A 14027-nucleotide genomic window follows, 5' to 3' on the forward strand; every position below is an offset into this window, starting at 1 on the left:
GCCGCATCTACGACATTGGTAGGGGGAGGTCGCCACGCCCTGACATACAATGGCGCGAACGCCACGGGAGGTAACCCATGACACTCGCCGAAATCGCCCGGCTGGCCGGCGTCTCGCGCACCACGGCCAGCTACGTCATCAACGGCAAGGCCGAGGAGAAGCGCATCAGTCCCCGGACCGTGGAGCGGGTGATGGCCGTGGTGCGTGAACACCGCTACCGGGTCGATGCCCAGGCCGCCGCCCTGCGCCGCGGCTCTAGCCGGACCCTGGGGCTGATCATTCCCGACCTGGAGAACGTCAGCTATGCGCGCCTGGCCAAGCGGCTGGAGCGCGGGGCCCGAGAGCAGGGCTACCAGCTGCTGATCGTCGGCTCCGACGACCGGCCCGATGCCGAGCGCGACCTGGCCCTGGCGCTGCGTGCCCAGCGCTGCGAGGTCCTGATCGTCGCCAGCTGCCTGTCCGAGGGCGACCCCTTCTACGGCGAGCTCCTGGCCGACGGCCTGCCGGTCGTCGCCGTGGACCGCGGCCTCGATCCGGCGCGCTTTGCCAGCGTGGTGAGCAACGACCGCGAGGCGGCCGAGCGGCTGAGCCGTTCGGTGCTGGGCGAGAGGGTGAACAGCGTGGCCTGGCTGGATGCGGTGCCGGGGCTCTCGATCACCGCCGAGCGGCGGGCCGGCTTCCGGCAGGCGCTGACGGAAGGCGAGGCGCGTCCGCTGATGTGCTGCGCCGAACGCTACGACCGGGAGCATGGCGCACGGCTGATGCGCGAACTGCTCGACACCCATGGCCTGCCCGACGCCCTGATCACCGCCTCCTACACCCTGCTGGATGGCGTCTTCGACGTGCTGCTGGAGGAGGGTGGGCTGCCCCCGTCGCTGCGCCTGGCCACCTTCGGCGACAGCCGCCTGCTGGACTTCCTGCCGCTGCCGGTCAATTCGGCGGTGCAGGATCACGACCGCATCGCCGCGGCCGCCCTGCAGGCCGCCCTCGCCGCGGCGCGAGGAAGCTACCGGCCCGGGGCCACCGTGATCGCCCGCCAGCTGCGCTGGCGCCTGCCGGAGCGCCGGCCCGTCTCGTAAGGCGGGTCAGCGGCGCAGCCCGGCCAGGTCCTCGCGGGTCGGCAGGGCGACGTAGGCACCGGGTCGGGTCACGGCGTGGGCGCCGCAGCGGCAGGCCGTTTCCACGGCGCGGGCCAGGAACGCCTCGTCGCGCTGCCAGCCCTCCAGGCCTGCGCTGCCGAGGTGTTCGGCGAGCTCGGCCAGCAGCCCGCCGATGAAAGCGTCCCCGCCGGCGGTGGTGTCCACCGCCTCGACGGCGGGCGGTGTCACCCGCCGTTCGATGCCCACTCCCAGCAGCCGCACGTCACCCGGGCCGTCGGTGATCACGACGGCCTTGACCCCGGCGGCCAGCCGCTCGGCCAGCCAGGCCTCCTCCGGGTGGTCGGCGCGCAGGAAGTCGAGCTCGTCGGTGGAGAGCTTGAGCAGGTCGGCGGCGTCGAGCAGGCGGGTCACCAGGCTGATGTCGGCCTGGCCGGTCGCCCACAGGTTGTGGCGCAGGTTGGCGTCCACGCTGACCAGGCAGCCGGCGCGACGGGCCATCTCGGCCATGGCCAGGGTGGTCTCGGCGATTTCCGGCTCGGTCAGGCTGTTGCTGCACAGGTGCAGGATGGCGGGCTCGGCGAACACGCCCTGGGGCAGGTGCTCGAGCCGGTAGAGCAGGTCGGCGGCCGGTGGCCGGTAGAAGTCGAAGGTGCGCTCCCCCGCGGCGTCCCGGGAGACGAAGGCCAGCGCCGTGCGCGCCTCGCGGGTGCGCACCACGCCCGAGGTGTCGACGCCATGGGCGGCGAGTTCGGCGGCCAGGAAGTCGCCGAAGTGGTCGTCGCCCAGCATGCCCAGGAACCGGCTCGGCACGCCGAGCCTCGCGCAGGCCACGGCGACGTTGGCGGGCGCGCCGCCGGCATAGGGGGTGAAGGTCTCGGGGCCCTGCCCGGCATCGCCGAGGCGGCTGGAGAGCATGTCGACCAGGGCCTCGCCGAAGGCAATCACGGGTATCATCGGGGGTCTCCTCAAGAGGGGCGGGTAGGGGCGAGCGCCGTCAGGCGACCGGATGGCCGCGGGCAGCCTCGAGCAGGGCGTACCAGTCGGGACGGGCCAGGGCGAGGTCGGCATCCTGCGCCAGGGCGGCGATGCGTTCGGCGCGCAGGCTGCCGATCACCGGTACCGGACGCCCCGGCAGGGCGCGCAGCCAGGCCAGCGCCACACCGGCCGGCGTGGCGCCGTGGACCCCGGCCAGGTGGTCCAGCAGGCCCACGGCCGGGCCCTGGAAGACCCGGCCGCCACCCAGCGGCGACCAGACCAGTGGCGCCAGGCCGTCGGCCACCAGCGCATCGTAGCGGCCGTCGAACAGCGGCGTGGGGTGGTCCAGGGAGAGCTGCAGCTGGTGGGCCTCCAGCCGGTGATGCATGGCGGCCTGGAGGCGTCGCCACTGCTCGGGCAGGAAGTTCGAGACCCCGGCGGCACCGATCTTGCCGGCGGCGATGGCATCGTCCAGGGCGCGACCGGTGGCCGCGGCCGCCATCAGCGGGTCGGGGCGGTGGATCAGGAAGTGGTCGAGGCGCTCCACCCCGAGGCGCGAGAGGGCCGCATCGATGGCCCGCGTCAGGGCGGCCGGCGAGCTGTCGTAGTGCTTGATCCCGGTATCCCGCTGGCCGGCTCGGGAGGCGTCGCGCCCCGGGGTGACGATGCCCGCCTTGGTCACCACCTTTACCCGCCCCGCCAGGGACGGGCGGGCGCGCAGGGCGGCGCCGAACAGGGCCTCGCCCTGGCCGTCGCCGTAGATGTCGGCGTGGTCGAACCAGGCGAGGCCCTCGTCGAGCCGCGCCTCGATCCAGTCGCCCAGGCGCCCGGGGGCATGTAGCGCCGGCACCTCGTGCAGGCGCATCATGCCGAGCAGGAAGGGGGCGTCGATGCGGGGCGCGGCGCTCATGAGGCGGCATCCGCCACCGAGAGCGTGGTGCCGAGCAGGTGCTGGGCGCCCGGGACCAGCCACACCGGGTCGAGCCGGGTGTTGGCCGACTCCACGCAGAGGAAGTGGCGGGCGGCCTCAGCGGGGGTGTCGTCGGGCAGCGCGTCGCCCGGGTTCCAGACCACCGCCGAGTCGCTGCCCTGGCGGGCGACACGCAGCCGACGCTGGCCGTCGTCCAGGACGAGCTCGGCGTTGGAGTGATAGATGCGGTCCAGCCCGCCGCGCACGCCGAGCTCGCCCTGCTGCTCGCGCTCGGCGAAGTCGGCGAGCTTGTCCAGGTAGCGGGCGCCGGCTAGCCCCTCGACCCGGCAGTCCCTGGCGTCGGCCACCGCCAGGTAGCTGTGCAGGGCCCCGGTGATCTTGGCCGGGGTCTCGCCGACATGCTCGGTGATCAGTTCCACATGCAGGCGGTTGGCATTGGCCTGGATCACCGCCCGGGGCACCAGCTGGGAATGCAGGCGCTCGAGCGGCGAGAGGTGCAGCTCGACGCCCTCCTCGTGCTCGTCCACGGCATCGAGGCGCCAGTCGGCCTTGCGCGCCGGCCCGTGCATCGGCCCGGAACGATCCGGGGACTCGTCGGCGGTGTGCTCGTCGGCGAACCACGGCCAGCACAGCGGGATGGCGCCGGGCAGCGCCTGGGGCGTGGGCGTGACCCACAGCCAGCCGCCGGCCACCAGGGCTTCCTCGCTCTGATCCGGGCGGGAAGTGCTGGTGCGCGTTCGCGTGTCTTCGGACGCGTTAGAGAGCGGCGCGGAAGCAGAGCCTTCAGCAGTCGCGTCTTCAGATGATGCGGAAGCGCCCGCGGCTGTCGCGTCCTCGGGCGACACAGGAGCGCCCGCGGCTCGCGCGGTTTCGGGCGCGTGAGGTAAATAGTGAAGCACCTGGGCGCCCTGGAGCGACACCGCGAGTTCGCCCCAGGCCTCGCGGGCCAGCCATACCTCGCGGCCGGCCCATTCGGCGCGGCGCTGTCCATCGGTGGCGTCCAGCAGGGCGCGCAGGGATGCGGGAATCATTCGACCTCCTCATTGTGCAGGGCCTCGGCGGCGCCCAGCAGGCCCGGCCAGGGCGCGGTGACCACCTGGATCGGCAGCGCCGCGTTGTAGGCCCGCATGCGCCCCTTGTCGGCGAAGGCCTCGCGGAAGCGGCTCTTCGGCAACCAGTCGAGCAGCCGCGGCAGGATGCCCCCGCAAAGGGTGACGCCGCCGCGGGCGCCGAGGGTCAGCGCCGCGTCGCCGCAGACGTCGCCGAGGATCTTCAGGAAACGCAGCAGGGTATCACGGGCCACGGGGTCCGCGTCGGCGGCGGCGGTGACCTCGGCGGGGCTCGCGTGGGCGGGGTTGGCGCCCTTCAGCGAGCAGTGGGCCAGGTAGAGGTCGAGCAGCCCCTGGCCGCAGAGCACGCGCTCCACCGATACCCGCCCGTAGCGGTTGCGGAAGTGGCGCAGCAGGTTCTGCTCGCACTCATCGGTGGGGGCGAAGGTGACATGCCCGCCCTCGCCGGGCAGCGGGATCCAGGCGTGGCGGCCGGGGAAGAGGGTGGCCACGCCGAGCCCGGTGCCGGGCCCGATCACCAGGCGCGCGGCGTGGGAGGCGGGCGTGCCGGGCTGCACCTCGACCAGCTCGTCCTCGCCCAGGTGGGGGACGCCGAGGGCCTGGGCGGTGAAGTCGTTGATGGTCTTGAAGAGTTCAAGCCTCAGCTCCGCCTGCACCGCGGCGCGGGAGAAGACCCAGTGGTTGTTGGTCATCTTGATGCGGTCATCATGCACCGGGCAGGCGAAGGCCAGGCAGGCCTCGCGGGGCGCGCGCTCGCCTACCGCCCCGACCCGGGCCAGGTAGTCGCGCACCGCCTCCACCAGGCCGGGGTAGTCGGCGCAGGGCAGGGTCAGGATGTCGTGGGGCGCGAAGGCGCCCGGGGTCACCAGGGCGAGTCGGGCGTTGGTGCCCCCGATATCGCCGATCAGGGCGGGTCGAATCATCGTCAATGGTTCTCTAGGGCTGCGTCGCTCGAAGCTGTTCCGGCGACAAGCCTGCGAGGGGGCGCTGTGAACCCCTCCCTGGGCGCTACCGACGCCATCCATGGCGTAGGACCCCCTCTGCGGCTTGTCCCCGGCGCTTCTCACTATCTCACATGCCGTGGATCAGACGGCCTCGGCGTGGCTCAGGCGTCCTCGTCGTGGATCTGGCCGGCCTGGCGGGCCAGGTCGTCGGCCTCGAAGCCGCCGAACACCCCGGCGCCTTCCTCGCCGCGCATGGCCAGGTGGCGGAAGCCGGCGAACAGCTCGCGGCCCAGGCCCACGTGGTAGTGATCCAGCTCGGCGACGCGCTTCTCGCGGTCGGCCCAGGTGTGGGCGTCCACCTTCGCCTGGAGGGTGCCGGCGTTGGCATCCAGGCGCACGATGTCGCCGTCGCGCAGCTTGGCGAGCGGCCCGCCGTCGAGGGCTTCCGGGCTGATGTGGATCGCCGCCGGCACCTTGCCGGACGCGCCGGACATGCGCCCGTCGGTGACCAGTGCCACCTTGTGGCCGCGGTCCTGGAGCACGCCCAGGTAGGGCGTCAGCTTGTGCAGCTCGGGCATGCCGTTGGCCTTGGGGCCCTGAAAGCGCACCACGGCGATCACGTCGCGGTCCAGCTCGCCGGCCTCGAAGGCCGCCTTGAGCTCATTCTGGTCCTCGAAGAGCTTGACCGGGGCCTCCACCACGCGATGCTCCTCGGCCACCGCCGAGACCTTGATGACCCCGCGGCCCAGGTTGCCGTCCACCACGGTGAGGCCACCGGTGGGGGCGAAGGGCGTGGCCACGCCGCGCAGCACCTCCTCGTCGAGGCTCCTCTCGGGGCCCTCGCGCCAGGTGAGCTTGCCCTCCTCGAGGAACGGCTCCCGGGTGTAGGCGGTGAGGTCGGTGCCGAACACCGTGGGGATGTCGCCGTGGAGCAGCCCCGCGGCGAGCAGTTCCCGGAACAGCAGGCTCATGCCGCCGGCGGCCTGGAAGTGGTTGATGTCGGCCTGGCCGTTGGGATAGACCCGCATCAGGCTCGGCGTCACCGCGGAGAGGTCGGTGAAGTCCTCCCAGGTAAGGGTGATGCCGGCGGCGGCGGCCATGGCCACCAGGTGCAGGGTGTGGTTGGTGGAGCCGCCGGAGGCGAGCAGGCCGACGATGGCGTTGACGATGGCGCGCTCGTCGATCTGCTTGTAGAAGGGGCGGTAGTCGCCGCCGGGCTCGGTATTGCGGATCGCCTGCTCGGTGGCGAAGCGGGTGAGCGCCTCGCGCATCTCGGTGCCCGGGTTGACGAAGGAGGTGCCCGGCAGGTGCAGGCCCATCATCTCCATCATCAGCTGGTTGGAGTTGGCGGTGCCGTAGAAGGTGCAGGTGCCGGGGCTGTGGTAGGACTGCGACTCCGCCTCGAGCAGCTCCTCGCGGCTCGCCTTGCCCTCGGCGAAGAGCTGGCGGATGCGCGCCTTCTCCTTGTTGGGCAGCCCGCTGGGCATGGGGCCGGCCGGCACGAACATGGCCGGCAGGTGGCCGAAGCGTGCCGCGGCGATGAACAGCCCCGGCACGATCTTGTCGCACACGCCGAGGTAGAGCGCCGCGTCGAACATGTTGTGGGAGAGCCCCACGGCGGTGGCCATGGCGATGACGTCGCGGGAGAACAACGACAGCTCCATGCCCGGCTGGCCCTGGGTGACGCCGTCGCACATGGCCGGCACGCCGCCGGCGAACTGGGCGGTGGAGCCCATGGCGCGGGCGGCGGCCTTGATGGTCTCGGGAAAGGTCGCAAGCGGCTGGTGGGCCGAGAGCATGTCGTTGTAGGCCGAGATGATGCCAAGGTTGGCGCTGTTCATCAGTTTCAGCGCATTCTTGTCCTCGAGCCCGCAGGCGGCGAAGCCGTGGGCCAGGTTGCCGCACGAGAGCTCGCCCCGGTGCACGCCGCGGCGGTGCTGGTCGGCCATGCGCGCCTCGTAGAGGGCGCGGCGCTCGGCGCTGCGCTCGCGGATGCGGCGGGTGACGTCGGCGACGGTGGCGTTGAGGGCGGGGGTGGGACTGGCCATGGGACACCTCGGCGGTTTGTTTTGGTAAGTTTACCAATATAGATTGCGAGCTTTCGCCAATCCTAGCGGAATTGTTGTCCTTTTTGTAGTTTTCTTACCTTGAAGGGGCCGCGGCTCACAGCCCCAGCAGGCGTAGCAGCCAGCGCCGGTAGGGCGGGTTGAGCCAGCCTACCGCGCTGCGTCGCGACTGGACGAAGACGCTGCGCTCCAGGCTGAAGCGACGGAAGCCCGCCTCGCCCTGGTAGGCGCCGATGCCGCTCGCGCCGACCCCGCCGAAGGGCAGGGCGGGCACGGCGTTGTGCCACAGGGTGTCGTTGAACACCACGCCGCCGGAGTGGGTGGTCTGAAGCACCCGGCGGCGCAGGTCGGGGTCGTCGGTGAAGGCATAGAGCGCCAACGGACGCGGGCCGGCAGCGACGCGGGCCAGGGCATGGGCCATGTCGGGCACGCCGATCACCGCGAGCCAGGGGCCGAAGATCTCCTCCTGCATGATCCGCAGGTCGTCGGTGGGGTCGACCACCAGGGTAGGCGGCAGCTTGACCCCGCCGCTGGCAAGCTCGAGCCGCTCGCCGAGCGCTATCACCCGGCAGCCGCGGTCGCGGGCCTCGGCGAGCATCGCCTCGAGGCGCTCGCGCTGTGCCTTTCCCGGCACCGCACCGTAGTCGCGGCTGGCGCTGCCCTCGGGGTAGAAGCGCGCCACCTGGCGTTCCAGCGCCTTGAGGAAGGGGTCGAGGCGCGAGGCCTCGATCAGCACATGGTCGGGGGCGATGCAGGTGCGCCCGGCGTTGAGCCACTTGCCGAAGGCGATGCGCTCGGCAGCCTTCTCCAGGTCGGCGTCGGCGGCCACCAGGGCCGGGCTCTTGCCGCCGAGCTCCAGGGTGACCGGCGTCAGGTTGGCCGCCGCGGCGCGTGCCACCTCGCGGCCGATGGCCCCGCCGCCGGTGAACAGCAGGTGGTCGAAGGGCAGGGCGGCGAAGGCGCGCGCGACCTCGGCGTCGCCCTCCACCACACATAGCTCCTCGGGGGCGAAGTAGCGCGCCGCGAGCCTGGCCATCAGCGCCGAGGTGGCCGGGGTGTGCTCGCTGGGCTTGATCATCACCCGGTTGCCGGCGGCCAGGGCGTCGATGGCGGGCAGCCAGGCCAGGCTCCAGGGGTAGTTGGAGGGGGCGATGATGCCCACCACCCCCAGCGGCTGGGGGTGGGTGCGCGCGGTGGCCGGCTGGAGCCGCCAGGGCACGGCGGCTCGGCGCGGGCGCATCCAGCGGCGCAGGTGGCGCCGCGCATGACGCACCGCCTGCAGCACGGTGGCGATCTCCGCCAGCCGGCTCTCGGCCTCGGCGCGGTGGCCGAAGTCCTCGCCGATGGCGGCGATGATCTCCTCGCGGTGGTGCCGGGTCAGGGCCGCCAGCCGGGCCAGGCGATCGCGGCGCTCGGCCAGGCTGGGATAGGGGGCGGCCGAGAAGGCGCGGCGCTGGGCGTCGAGGCGCGCGGTCAGGGCGCGGGCATCATCCATGCGAGGGTCCTTGAGGCGGTGATGGCAAGGGGTCGGGAGTCTGGGCACAATGTAGGCCCTTCGCCAACGCCTTGTCAGCCGCCGGAGTCGCCATGCCCTCGCTCGTGTCGCAGGAAGTGCCCGCCATCGAGGCGCTGCCCGCCGCCGACTGGAACGCCCTGGTCGACGACGACTCCCCCTTCCTGCGCCATGAGTTCCTGCACGCCCTGGAGGCCAGCGGCGCGGTGGCGCCGGCCTCCGGCTGGGTGCCGCGCCACCAGACGCTGTGGCAGGGGCGGCGGCTGGTGGGCGTCATGCCGCTTTACCACAAGTATCACTCCCTCGGTGAATACGTCTTCGACTGGGCCTGGGCCGATGCCTGGGAGCGCGCCGGCGGGCGCTACTACCCCAAGGCGCTCACCGCCGTTCCCTTCACCCCGGCGCCGGGACCGCGGCTGGCCCTGGCGCCGGGCATCGATCCGCTCGCCGCCCGCGAGGCCCTGGCCGCGGCCTGGGAAGACGATCCGGCCCTGTCGAGCTGGCACCTGCTGTTCGCCACGGACGCCGAGGTGGCCGACTGGCAGGCGGCGCGCCCGGGCCTGCTGGCCCGCCATGGGGTGCAGTTCCAGTGGCGGGACGCCGGCTACGGTGACTTCGAGGGCTTCCTCGCCGCCCTGACCGCCAAGCGGCGCAAGGCGATCCGCCGCGAGCGGCGCCTGGTCGCCGACCAGGGGCTGACCCTGCACCGCCTGGAGGGCGAGGCGATCGACGCCGCGGCCCTCGAACACTTCTTTCGCTGCTACGAGATCACCTACCTCGAGCGCGGCCGCAGCGGTTACCTGAGCCTGGAGTTCTTTCGTCGCCTGCGCGCCACGCTGCCGGAGGCCCTGCTGCTGATCCAGGCGCGCCTCGAGGACAAGCCGGTGGCGGCGGCGCTCTGCCTGCAGGGCGCACGCACCCTCTACGGCCGCTACTGGGGAAGCGAGGTGGTCGCCGACTGCCTGCACTTCGAGGCCTGCTACTACCAGGGCATCGAGCACTGCCTCGAGCGCGGCTTGACCACCTTCGACCCCGGCACCCAGGGCGAGCACAAGCTGTCCCGAGGCTTTGCCCCGCGGCTGCTCACCTCGCTGCACCATATCGCCGACCCGCGGCTGCGCGACGCCGTGGCTCGCTTCTGCGCCGAGGAGCGCGAGCATGTGCTGGCCTACCGCCGAGCCGCCGAGGCGGCGCTGCCTTTCCGGCGCGGGGCCTAGCCTCTTCGCCGAGCCTGCCGCCGAGATTGGCCCTGCCGGCGGGCCGCTAAGATGGCATAATGCCTGCCATCGTAACGACGTAACGGGAAGGCACCATGCTCAAGGGGTTGGCGCTGGCGCTGACGGTGCTGCTGGCGCTGCTGCAGTACCGGCTATGGCTCGGCCAGGGCGGCATCGAGGAGCTCGCCGAGGTGCGCGAGCGGGTGGCGTCGCTGGAGGCGGCCAACCAGCCGCTGCGCGACCGCAACGCGCGCCTGGCGGCCGAGGTGCTCGACCTCAAGACAGGCCTCGATGCCATCGAGGAGCGGGCACGCAGCGACATCGGCATGGTGCGCACCGACGAGCAGTTCTTCTGGGTGCCCGACGTGGCGGTGGAGGCCGAGCCGGTGGTTAACCCGCTGCCCGCCACCGAGCTGGAGGCGCGCCGATGAGGGCGGAGCCCTGGCTGGTGGTGCCCGCGGCCGGCCGCGGACGACGCATGGGCGCCGACCGCCCCAAGCAGTACCTGACCCTGGCCGGGCGCCCGGTGCTGGCGCATACCCTGGCGCGGCTGCACGCCGCCTTCCCGGCGGCGAGGCTGTGCCTCTGCCTCGATCCCGACGACGCCTGGTTCGACCCGGCCTGGGTACCCTTCGCCGACTGGCGGTGGGTAGCCGGCGGCGCCGAGCGCGCCGACTCCGTGGCCAATGCCCTGGCGGCCATCGCCGACGAGGCCCGCGAGGACGACCTGGTGCTGGTCCACGACGTGGCGCGGCCCTGCGTGGCGCTCGATGACCTGCGTCGGCTCAAGCAGGCGCTTGACGATGACTTGGTGGGCGGGCTGCTGGCCGCCCCAGTAGCGGATACCATGAAGCGCGACGACGGCGCCGGCCGGGTGGCCGCCACCGAGCCCCGCGACGGGCTGTGGCACGCCCTGACGCCCCAGGGGTTCCGCCATGGCCTGCTGGCCCGGGCGCTTGCCGCGGCCGCCGACGCGGGCGTGGCGGTCACCGACGAGGCCTCGGCGGTCGAAGCGCTGGGCGAGGCGCCTCTGCTGGTGCCGGGGCGGCGCGACAACCTCAAGATCACCCATCCCGAGGACCTGGCGCTGGCCGGGCTGATCCTGGCCGCCCAGGCCTCGGCCGAGAACGAGACGGCGCCGGCGGGCGCCGCGGAGAGATGATGCGAATCGGCCATGGCTTCGACGTCCACCGCTTCGGCGAGGGCGACCACCTGATGATCGGCGGTGTCGCCGTGCCCTTCGAGCGCGGCTTCATCGCCCACTCCGACGGCGACGTGCTGCTTCACGCCATCAGCGACGCCCTGCTCGGGGCCTGCGCCCTGGGCGATATCGGCCGCCACTTCCCGGACACCGATCCGGCCTGGAAGGGCGCCGACAGCCGCGACCTGTTGCGCCGCGTGGTGGCCTTGGTGCGCGAGGCCGGCTACCGGGTCGGCAACCTCGATGCCACCCTGATGGCCCAGGCGCCGAAGATGGCCCCCCACGTGGGAGCCATGGCGGCCAACATCGCCGACGACCTGGGTGTGGCGCGCGGTGCGGTCAACGTCAAGGCCACCACCACCGAACGGCTGGGCTTCACCGGCCGCGGCGAGGGGATCGCCGCCGAGGCGGTGGCGCTGCTGCTGCCGGTCGCCGGCATGTCGGTCTCAGATGTGCCGGTCGCGGACCGGCAGGGCGAGCCTGCCGGTGAGTGAGGTCGACGCCCCCCGCGAGCCCGATGCCATTGCCTGGCCCCCGACCTGGCCGCGATCGCTCGACGACGCCTTCGGCCCGCCGCCGCCCGGGGAGTACCGGGCGCGCCCCGAGGACTTCCAGGTCGAGGAGGTGCTCGACTTCGCCCCCGAGGGGGAGGGCGAGCACCTGTGGCTGTTCATCGAGAAACGCGACCTGACCACCGCCATGGCGGTCAAGGCGCTGGCGCGGTTGTGCGAGGTGTCGCCGCGGGTGGTGGGCGTCTCGGGCATGAAGGATCGCGTCGCCGTGACCCGTCAGTGGCTCTCGGTGCAGCTGCCGGGGCGCGTGGCGCCGGCGGGCCTCGTTGATGCGCTGGCCGAGCAGGGCATACGGGTGCTGGAGATGGCCCGCCATCCGCGCAAGCTCAAGCGCGGCGTGCACCGCGCCAACCGCTTCCGGCTGCGGCTCACCGGGCCGGCGGTGGAATCGCCGGGCTTCACGCCGCGCTGGGAGCGACTGCTCGAGCGCGGCGTGCCCAACCTCTTCGGTCCCCAGCGCTTCGGTCCCGATGGGCGCAACCTGCTGCGCGCCCGCGCGCTGCTGGCCCGGGGCTGGCGCAAGCGTGACGACCGCGACGGCATGCTGCTCTCGGCGGCGCGCAGCTTCCTGTTCAACGAGGCACTCGCCGAGCGCCTGGCCGATGGCAGCTGGGAGACGCTGCTGCTGGGCGAGGTGGCGATCCTCGACGGCACGGCGAGCCAGTTCACCGTCGAGGCGCCGGACGCCGAGCTCGCGGAGCGGGCGGCGCGCCTCGACCTGCACGCCAGCGGCGTGCTGTGGGGTGTGGGGCGCTCCGCGGCGAACGGCGAGGCGCTGGCCCGCGAGGCCCGCCTGGCCGGCCGCTACCCGGCGCTGTGTGCCGGCCTCGAGCGGGCCGGGGTGCGTCTCGCGCGTCGGCCGTTGCGGCTGCGCCTCGCCGAGGCGAGCCTTGAGCTCGGCACCGATGCGCTCTGGCTCACCTTCACGCTGCCTCGCGGGGCTTTCGCCACCGCGGTGCTCAGGGAATTGATCGCGCACCCGACCCTGTGACGGGGCGCCCAGACGAGGAGACGAGATGCGTCGACTGCTGCTCTCCAACGACGATGGCGTGCATGCCCCCGGCCTGCGTGCCCTGCACGATGCCCTGGCGGCCCACGCCAGGCTGCGCGTGGTGGCCCCGGACCGCGACAAGAGCGGGGCCAGCAACTCCCTGACTCTGACCCGGCCGCTGGCGCTCTCGGCGCTGGACAACGGCTTCTACAGCGTCGACGGCACCCCGGCGGACTGCGTCTACCTGGGGGTCAACGGCGTCTGGGACGAGAAGCCCGACCTGGTGATCTCCGGCATCAACCACGGCGGCAACCTGGGCGACGACGTGCTCTACTCGGGCACCGTGGCCGCCGCCATGGAGGGACGCAACCTGGGCATGCCGGCCATCGCCATGTCGCTGGTGGGTCACCGCCACTTCGACACCGCCGGCCGGGTGGCGGCGAGCCTGGTGGGCGCCGCGGACCAGCTCTCGCTGCCGCCGCGCAGCCTGCTCAACGTCAACGTGCCCGACCTCCCGTGGAGCGAGATCCAGGGCTTCCGGGTCACCCGCCTGGGCTATCGCGGCCCGGCGGCGCGGCCCCAGGAGGTGCGCGACCCGCGGGGACGGGTGCGCTGGTGGATCGCCGCCGTGGGCGAAAACGCCGACGACGGCCCCGATACCGACTTCGCCGCCGTGGAGGCGGGCTTCGTCTCCATCACCCCGCTGCAGACCGACCTCACCCGGCATGCGGCTATCGCGGACGTCAAGGGCTGGCTGGATGCACTCACCTGAACGGCTGGCCGAGCTGGTGCGCGGCGTGGGGATGACCTCCCAGCGCACCCGCGATCGCATGGTGGAGCGTCTGGCCGCCCAGGGCATCCGCGACCCGCGCGTGAAGGAGACCCTGGCGCGGGAGCCGCGCCACCTCTTCCTGGACGAGGCGCTGGCCCATCGCGCCTACGAGGACACCTCGCTGCCCATCGGCCACGGCCAGACCCTCTCCCAGCCATGGATCGTGGCGCGCATGACCGAGCTGGTGCTGCAGGAGGCGCCCGAGCGGGTGCTGGAGGTGGGCACCGGCTCCGGCTACCAGACGCTGATCCTGTCGCGGCTGGTGCCGGAACTCTGGTCCATCGAGCGAATCAATGCCTTGCACCGGCGTGCCGCCGAGCGGCTGCGCCTGCTGGGGGCGCGCAACCTCCACCTGCGCCTGGCCGACGGCGGCCATGGCTGGGAGGAGGCGGCCCCCTTCGATGTCATCCTGCTCACCGCCTGTGCCAGCGAGCTGCCCACGGCGCTGCTCGCCCAACTCGCCGGGGGGGGCGTGCTGATCACCCCGCTCGCCGACGCCCGCGGCCGCCAGTGGCTGACCCGGGTGCAGCGCCAGGGCGACCAGTTCGAGCGGCGGCGGCTGGAGCCGGTGCGCTTCGTGCCGCTGCTGGAAGGCGTCATCCGTTGAAAGGAGCT

The 14027-nt window shown here is 72.8% G+C and carries 14 protein-coding genes; 8 read left to right on the forward strand and 6 right to left on the reverse strand.

The window, feature by feature from the left end:
* Positions 1-77: 77 nt before the first annotated feature.
* Positions 78-1079, forward strand: a complete 1002-nt coding sequence (gene cra / locus BLP95_RS01450; RefSeq protein ID WP_089676425.1) for a catabolite repressor/activator — start codon at positions 78-80, stop codon at positions 1077-1079.
* A 6-nt stretch (positions 1080-1085) separates the two neighbouring features.
* On the opposite strand, the gene BLP95_RS01455 is transcribed toward cra, so the two are convergent.
* From BLP95_RS01455 to BLP95_RS01480, 6 genes are all read right to left on the reverse strand, one after another.
* Positions 1086-2054 carry a carbohydrate kinase family protein gene (locus tag BLP95_RS01455; protein ID WP_089676427.1) on the reverse strand — a complete coding sequence of 323 codons (969 nt, stop codon included), beginning with the start codon at positions 2052-2054 and terminating at the stop codon, positions 1086-1088.
* A gap of 40 nt (positions 2055-2094) precedes the next feature.
* Entirely contained in the window at positions 2095-2985 is an 891-nt protein-coding gene (locus BLP95_RS01460) for an aldo/keto reductase (RefSeq protein WP_089676429.1), read from the reverse strand.
* Entirely contained in the window at positions 2982-4037 is a 1056-nt protein-coding gene (locus tag BLP95_RS01465) for an aldose epimerase family protein (RefSeq protein WP_245678652.1), read from the reverse strand. The genes BLP95_RS01460 and BLP95_RS01465 overlap by 4 nt, the downstream gene beginning before the upstream one ends.
* The gene (gene glk, locus BLP95_RS01470) at positions 4034-4999 is read right to left on the reverse strand and encodes a glucokinase (protein WP_176760205.1); all 966 of its coding nucleotides are present in this window, start codon (positions 4997-4999) and stop codon (positions 4034-4036) included. Before glk ends, BLP95_RS01465 begins: the two co-directional genes overlap by 4 nt.
* 182 nt (positions 5000-5181) lie before the next feature.
* On the reverse strand, positions 5182-7068 hold the full coding sequence (edd, locus tag BLP95_RS01475) for a phosphogluconate dehydratase (RefSeq protein WP_089676431.1): 1887 nt from the start codon (positions 7066-7068) through the stop codon (positions 5182-5184).
* Positions 7069-7183: 115 nt separating this feature from the next.
* Complete coding sequence (locus tag BLP95_RS01480; protein WP_089676433.1) at positions 7184-8581, reverse strand: coniferyl aldehyde dehydrogenase; 1398 nt, start codon at positions 8579-8581, stop codon at positions 7184-7186.
* 92 nt (positions 8582-8673) lie between these two features.
* Here BLP95_RS01480 and BLP95_RS01485 point away from each other — a divergent pair, with 92 nt between their 5' ends.
* The 7 genes from BLP95_RS01485 (at position 8674) to BLP95_RS01515 (ending at position 14019) form a co-directional block, all read left to right on the forward strand.
* A complete protein-coding gene (locus BLP95_RS01485; protein WP_089676435.1) occupies positions 8674-9816 on the forward strand; it encodes a GNAT family N-acetyltransferase in 1143 nt (380 codons plus the stop codon).
* 95 nt (positions 9817-9911) lie between these two features.
* Entirely contained in the window at positions 9912-10247 is a 336-nt protein-coding gene (gene ftsB / locus BLP95_RS01490; protein WP_023006247.1) for a cell division protein FtsB, read from the forward strand.
* Entirely contained in the window at positions 10244-10978 is a 735-nt protein-coding gene (gene ispD / locus BLP95_RS01495; protein ID WP_089676437.1) for a 2-C-methyl-D-erythritol 4-phosphate cytidylyltransferase, read from the forward strand. The genes ftsB and ispD overlap by 4 nt, the downstream gene beginning before the upstream one ends.
* Entirely contained in the window at positions 10978-11511 is a 534-nt protein-coding gene (gene ispF / locus BLP95_RS01500) for a 2-C-methyl-D-erythritol 2,4-cyclodiphosphate synthase (RefSeq protein ID WP_089676439.1), read from the forward strand. The genes ispD and ispF overlap by 1 nt, the downstream gene beginning before the upstream one ends.
* The gene (gene truD / locus BLP95_RS01505; protein WP_245678653.1) at positions 11504-12580 is read left to right on the forward strand and encodes a tRNA pseudouridine(13) synthase TruD; all 1077 of its coding nucleotides are present in this window, start codon (positions 11504-11506) and stop codon (positions 12578-12580) included. The genes ispF and truD overlap by 8 nt, the downstream gene beginning before the upstream one ends.
* Positions 12581-12605: 25 nt before the next feature.
* On the forward strand, positions 12606-13352 hold the full coding sequence (surE, locus tag BLP95_RS01510) for a 5'/3'-nucleotidase SurE (RefSeq protein WP_089676442.1): 747 nt from the start codon (positions 12606-12608) through the stop codon (positions 13350-13352).
* Complete coding sequence (locus BLP95_RS01515; protein ID WP_023006252.1) at positions 13339-14019, forward strand: protein-L-isoaspartate(D-aspartate) O-methyltransferase; 681 nt, start codon at positions 13339-13341, stop codon at positions 14017-14019. The genes surE and BLP95_RS01515 overlap by 14 nt, the downstream gene beginning before the upstream one ends.
* Positions 14020-14027: the final 8 nt, after the last annotated feature.

Source organism: Halomonas shengliensis (assembly GCF_900104135.1).
GTDB lineage: Bacteria > Pseudomonadota > Gammaproteobacteria > Pseudomonadales > Halomonadaceae > Halomonas > Halomonas shengliensis.

What these genes read in the sequence shown, in the direction of transcription:
- cra (WP_089676425.1), top strand. Translation starts at nt 78, where the DNA reads ATGACACTCGCCGAAATCGCCCGGCTGGCCGGCGTCTCGCGCACCACG.
- BLP95_RS01455 (WP_089676427.1), bottom strand. Translation starts at nt 2,054, where the DNA reads ATGATACCCGTGATTGCCTTCGGCGAGGCCCTGGTCGACATGCTCTCC.
- BLP95_RS01460 (WP_089676429.1), bottom strand. Translation starts at nt 2,985, where the DNA reads ATGAGCGCCGCGCCCCGCATCGACGCCCCCTTCCTGCTCGGCATGATG.
- BLP95_RS01465 (WP_245678652.1), bottom strand. Translation starts at nt 4,037, where the DNA reads ATGATTCCCGCATCCCTGCGCGCCCTGCTGGACGCCACCGATGGACAG.
- glk (WP_176760205.1), bottom strand. Translation starts at nt 4,999, where the DNA reads ATGATTCGACCCGCCCTGATCGGCGATATCGGGGGCACCAACGCCCGA.
- edd (WP_089676431.1), bottom strand. Translation starts at nt 7,068, where the DNA reads ATGGCCAGTCCCACCCCCGCCCTCAACGCCACCGTCGCCGACGTCACC.
- BLP95_RS01480 (WP_089676433.1), bottom strand. Translation starts at nt 8,581, where the DNA reads ATGGATGATGCCCGCGCCCTGACCGCGCGCCTCGACGCCCAGCGCCGC.
- BLP95_RS01485 (WP_089676435.1), top strand. Translation starts at nt 8,674, where the DNA reads ATGCCCTCGCTCGTGTCGCAGGAAGTGCCCGCCATCGAGGCGCTGCCC.
- ftsB (WP_023006247.1), top strand. Translation starts at nt 9,912, where the DNA reads ATGCTCAAGGGGTTGGCGCTGGCGCTGACGGTGCTGCTGGCGCTGCTG.
- ispD (WP_089676437.1), top strand. Translation starts at nt 10,244, where the DNA reads ATGAGGGCGGAGCCCTGGCTGGTGGTGCCCGCGGCCGGCCGCGGACGA.
- ispF (WP_089676439.1), top strand. Translation starts at nt 10,978, where the DNA reads ATGCGAATCGGCCATGGCTTCGACGTCCACCGCTTCGGCGAGGGCGAC.
- surE (WP_089676442.1), top strand. Translation starts at nt 12,606, where the DNA reads ATGCGTCGACTGCTGCTCTCCAACGACGATGGCGTGCATGCCCCCGGC.
- BLP95_RS01515 (WP_023006252.1), top strand. Translation starts at nt 13,339, where the DNA reads ATGCACTCACCTGAACGGCTGGCCGAGCTGGTGCGCGGCGTGGGGATG.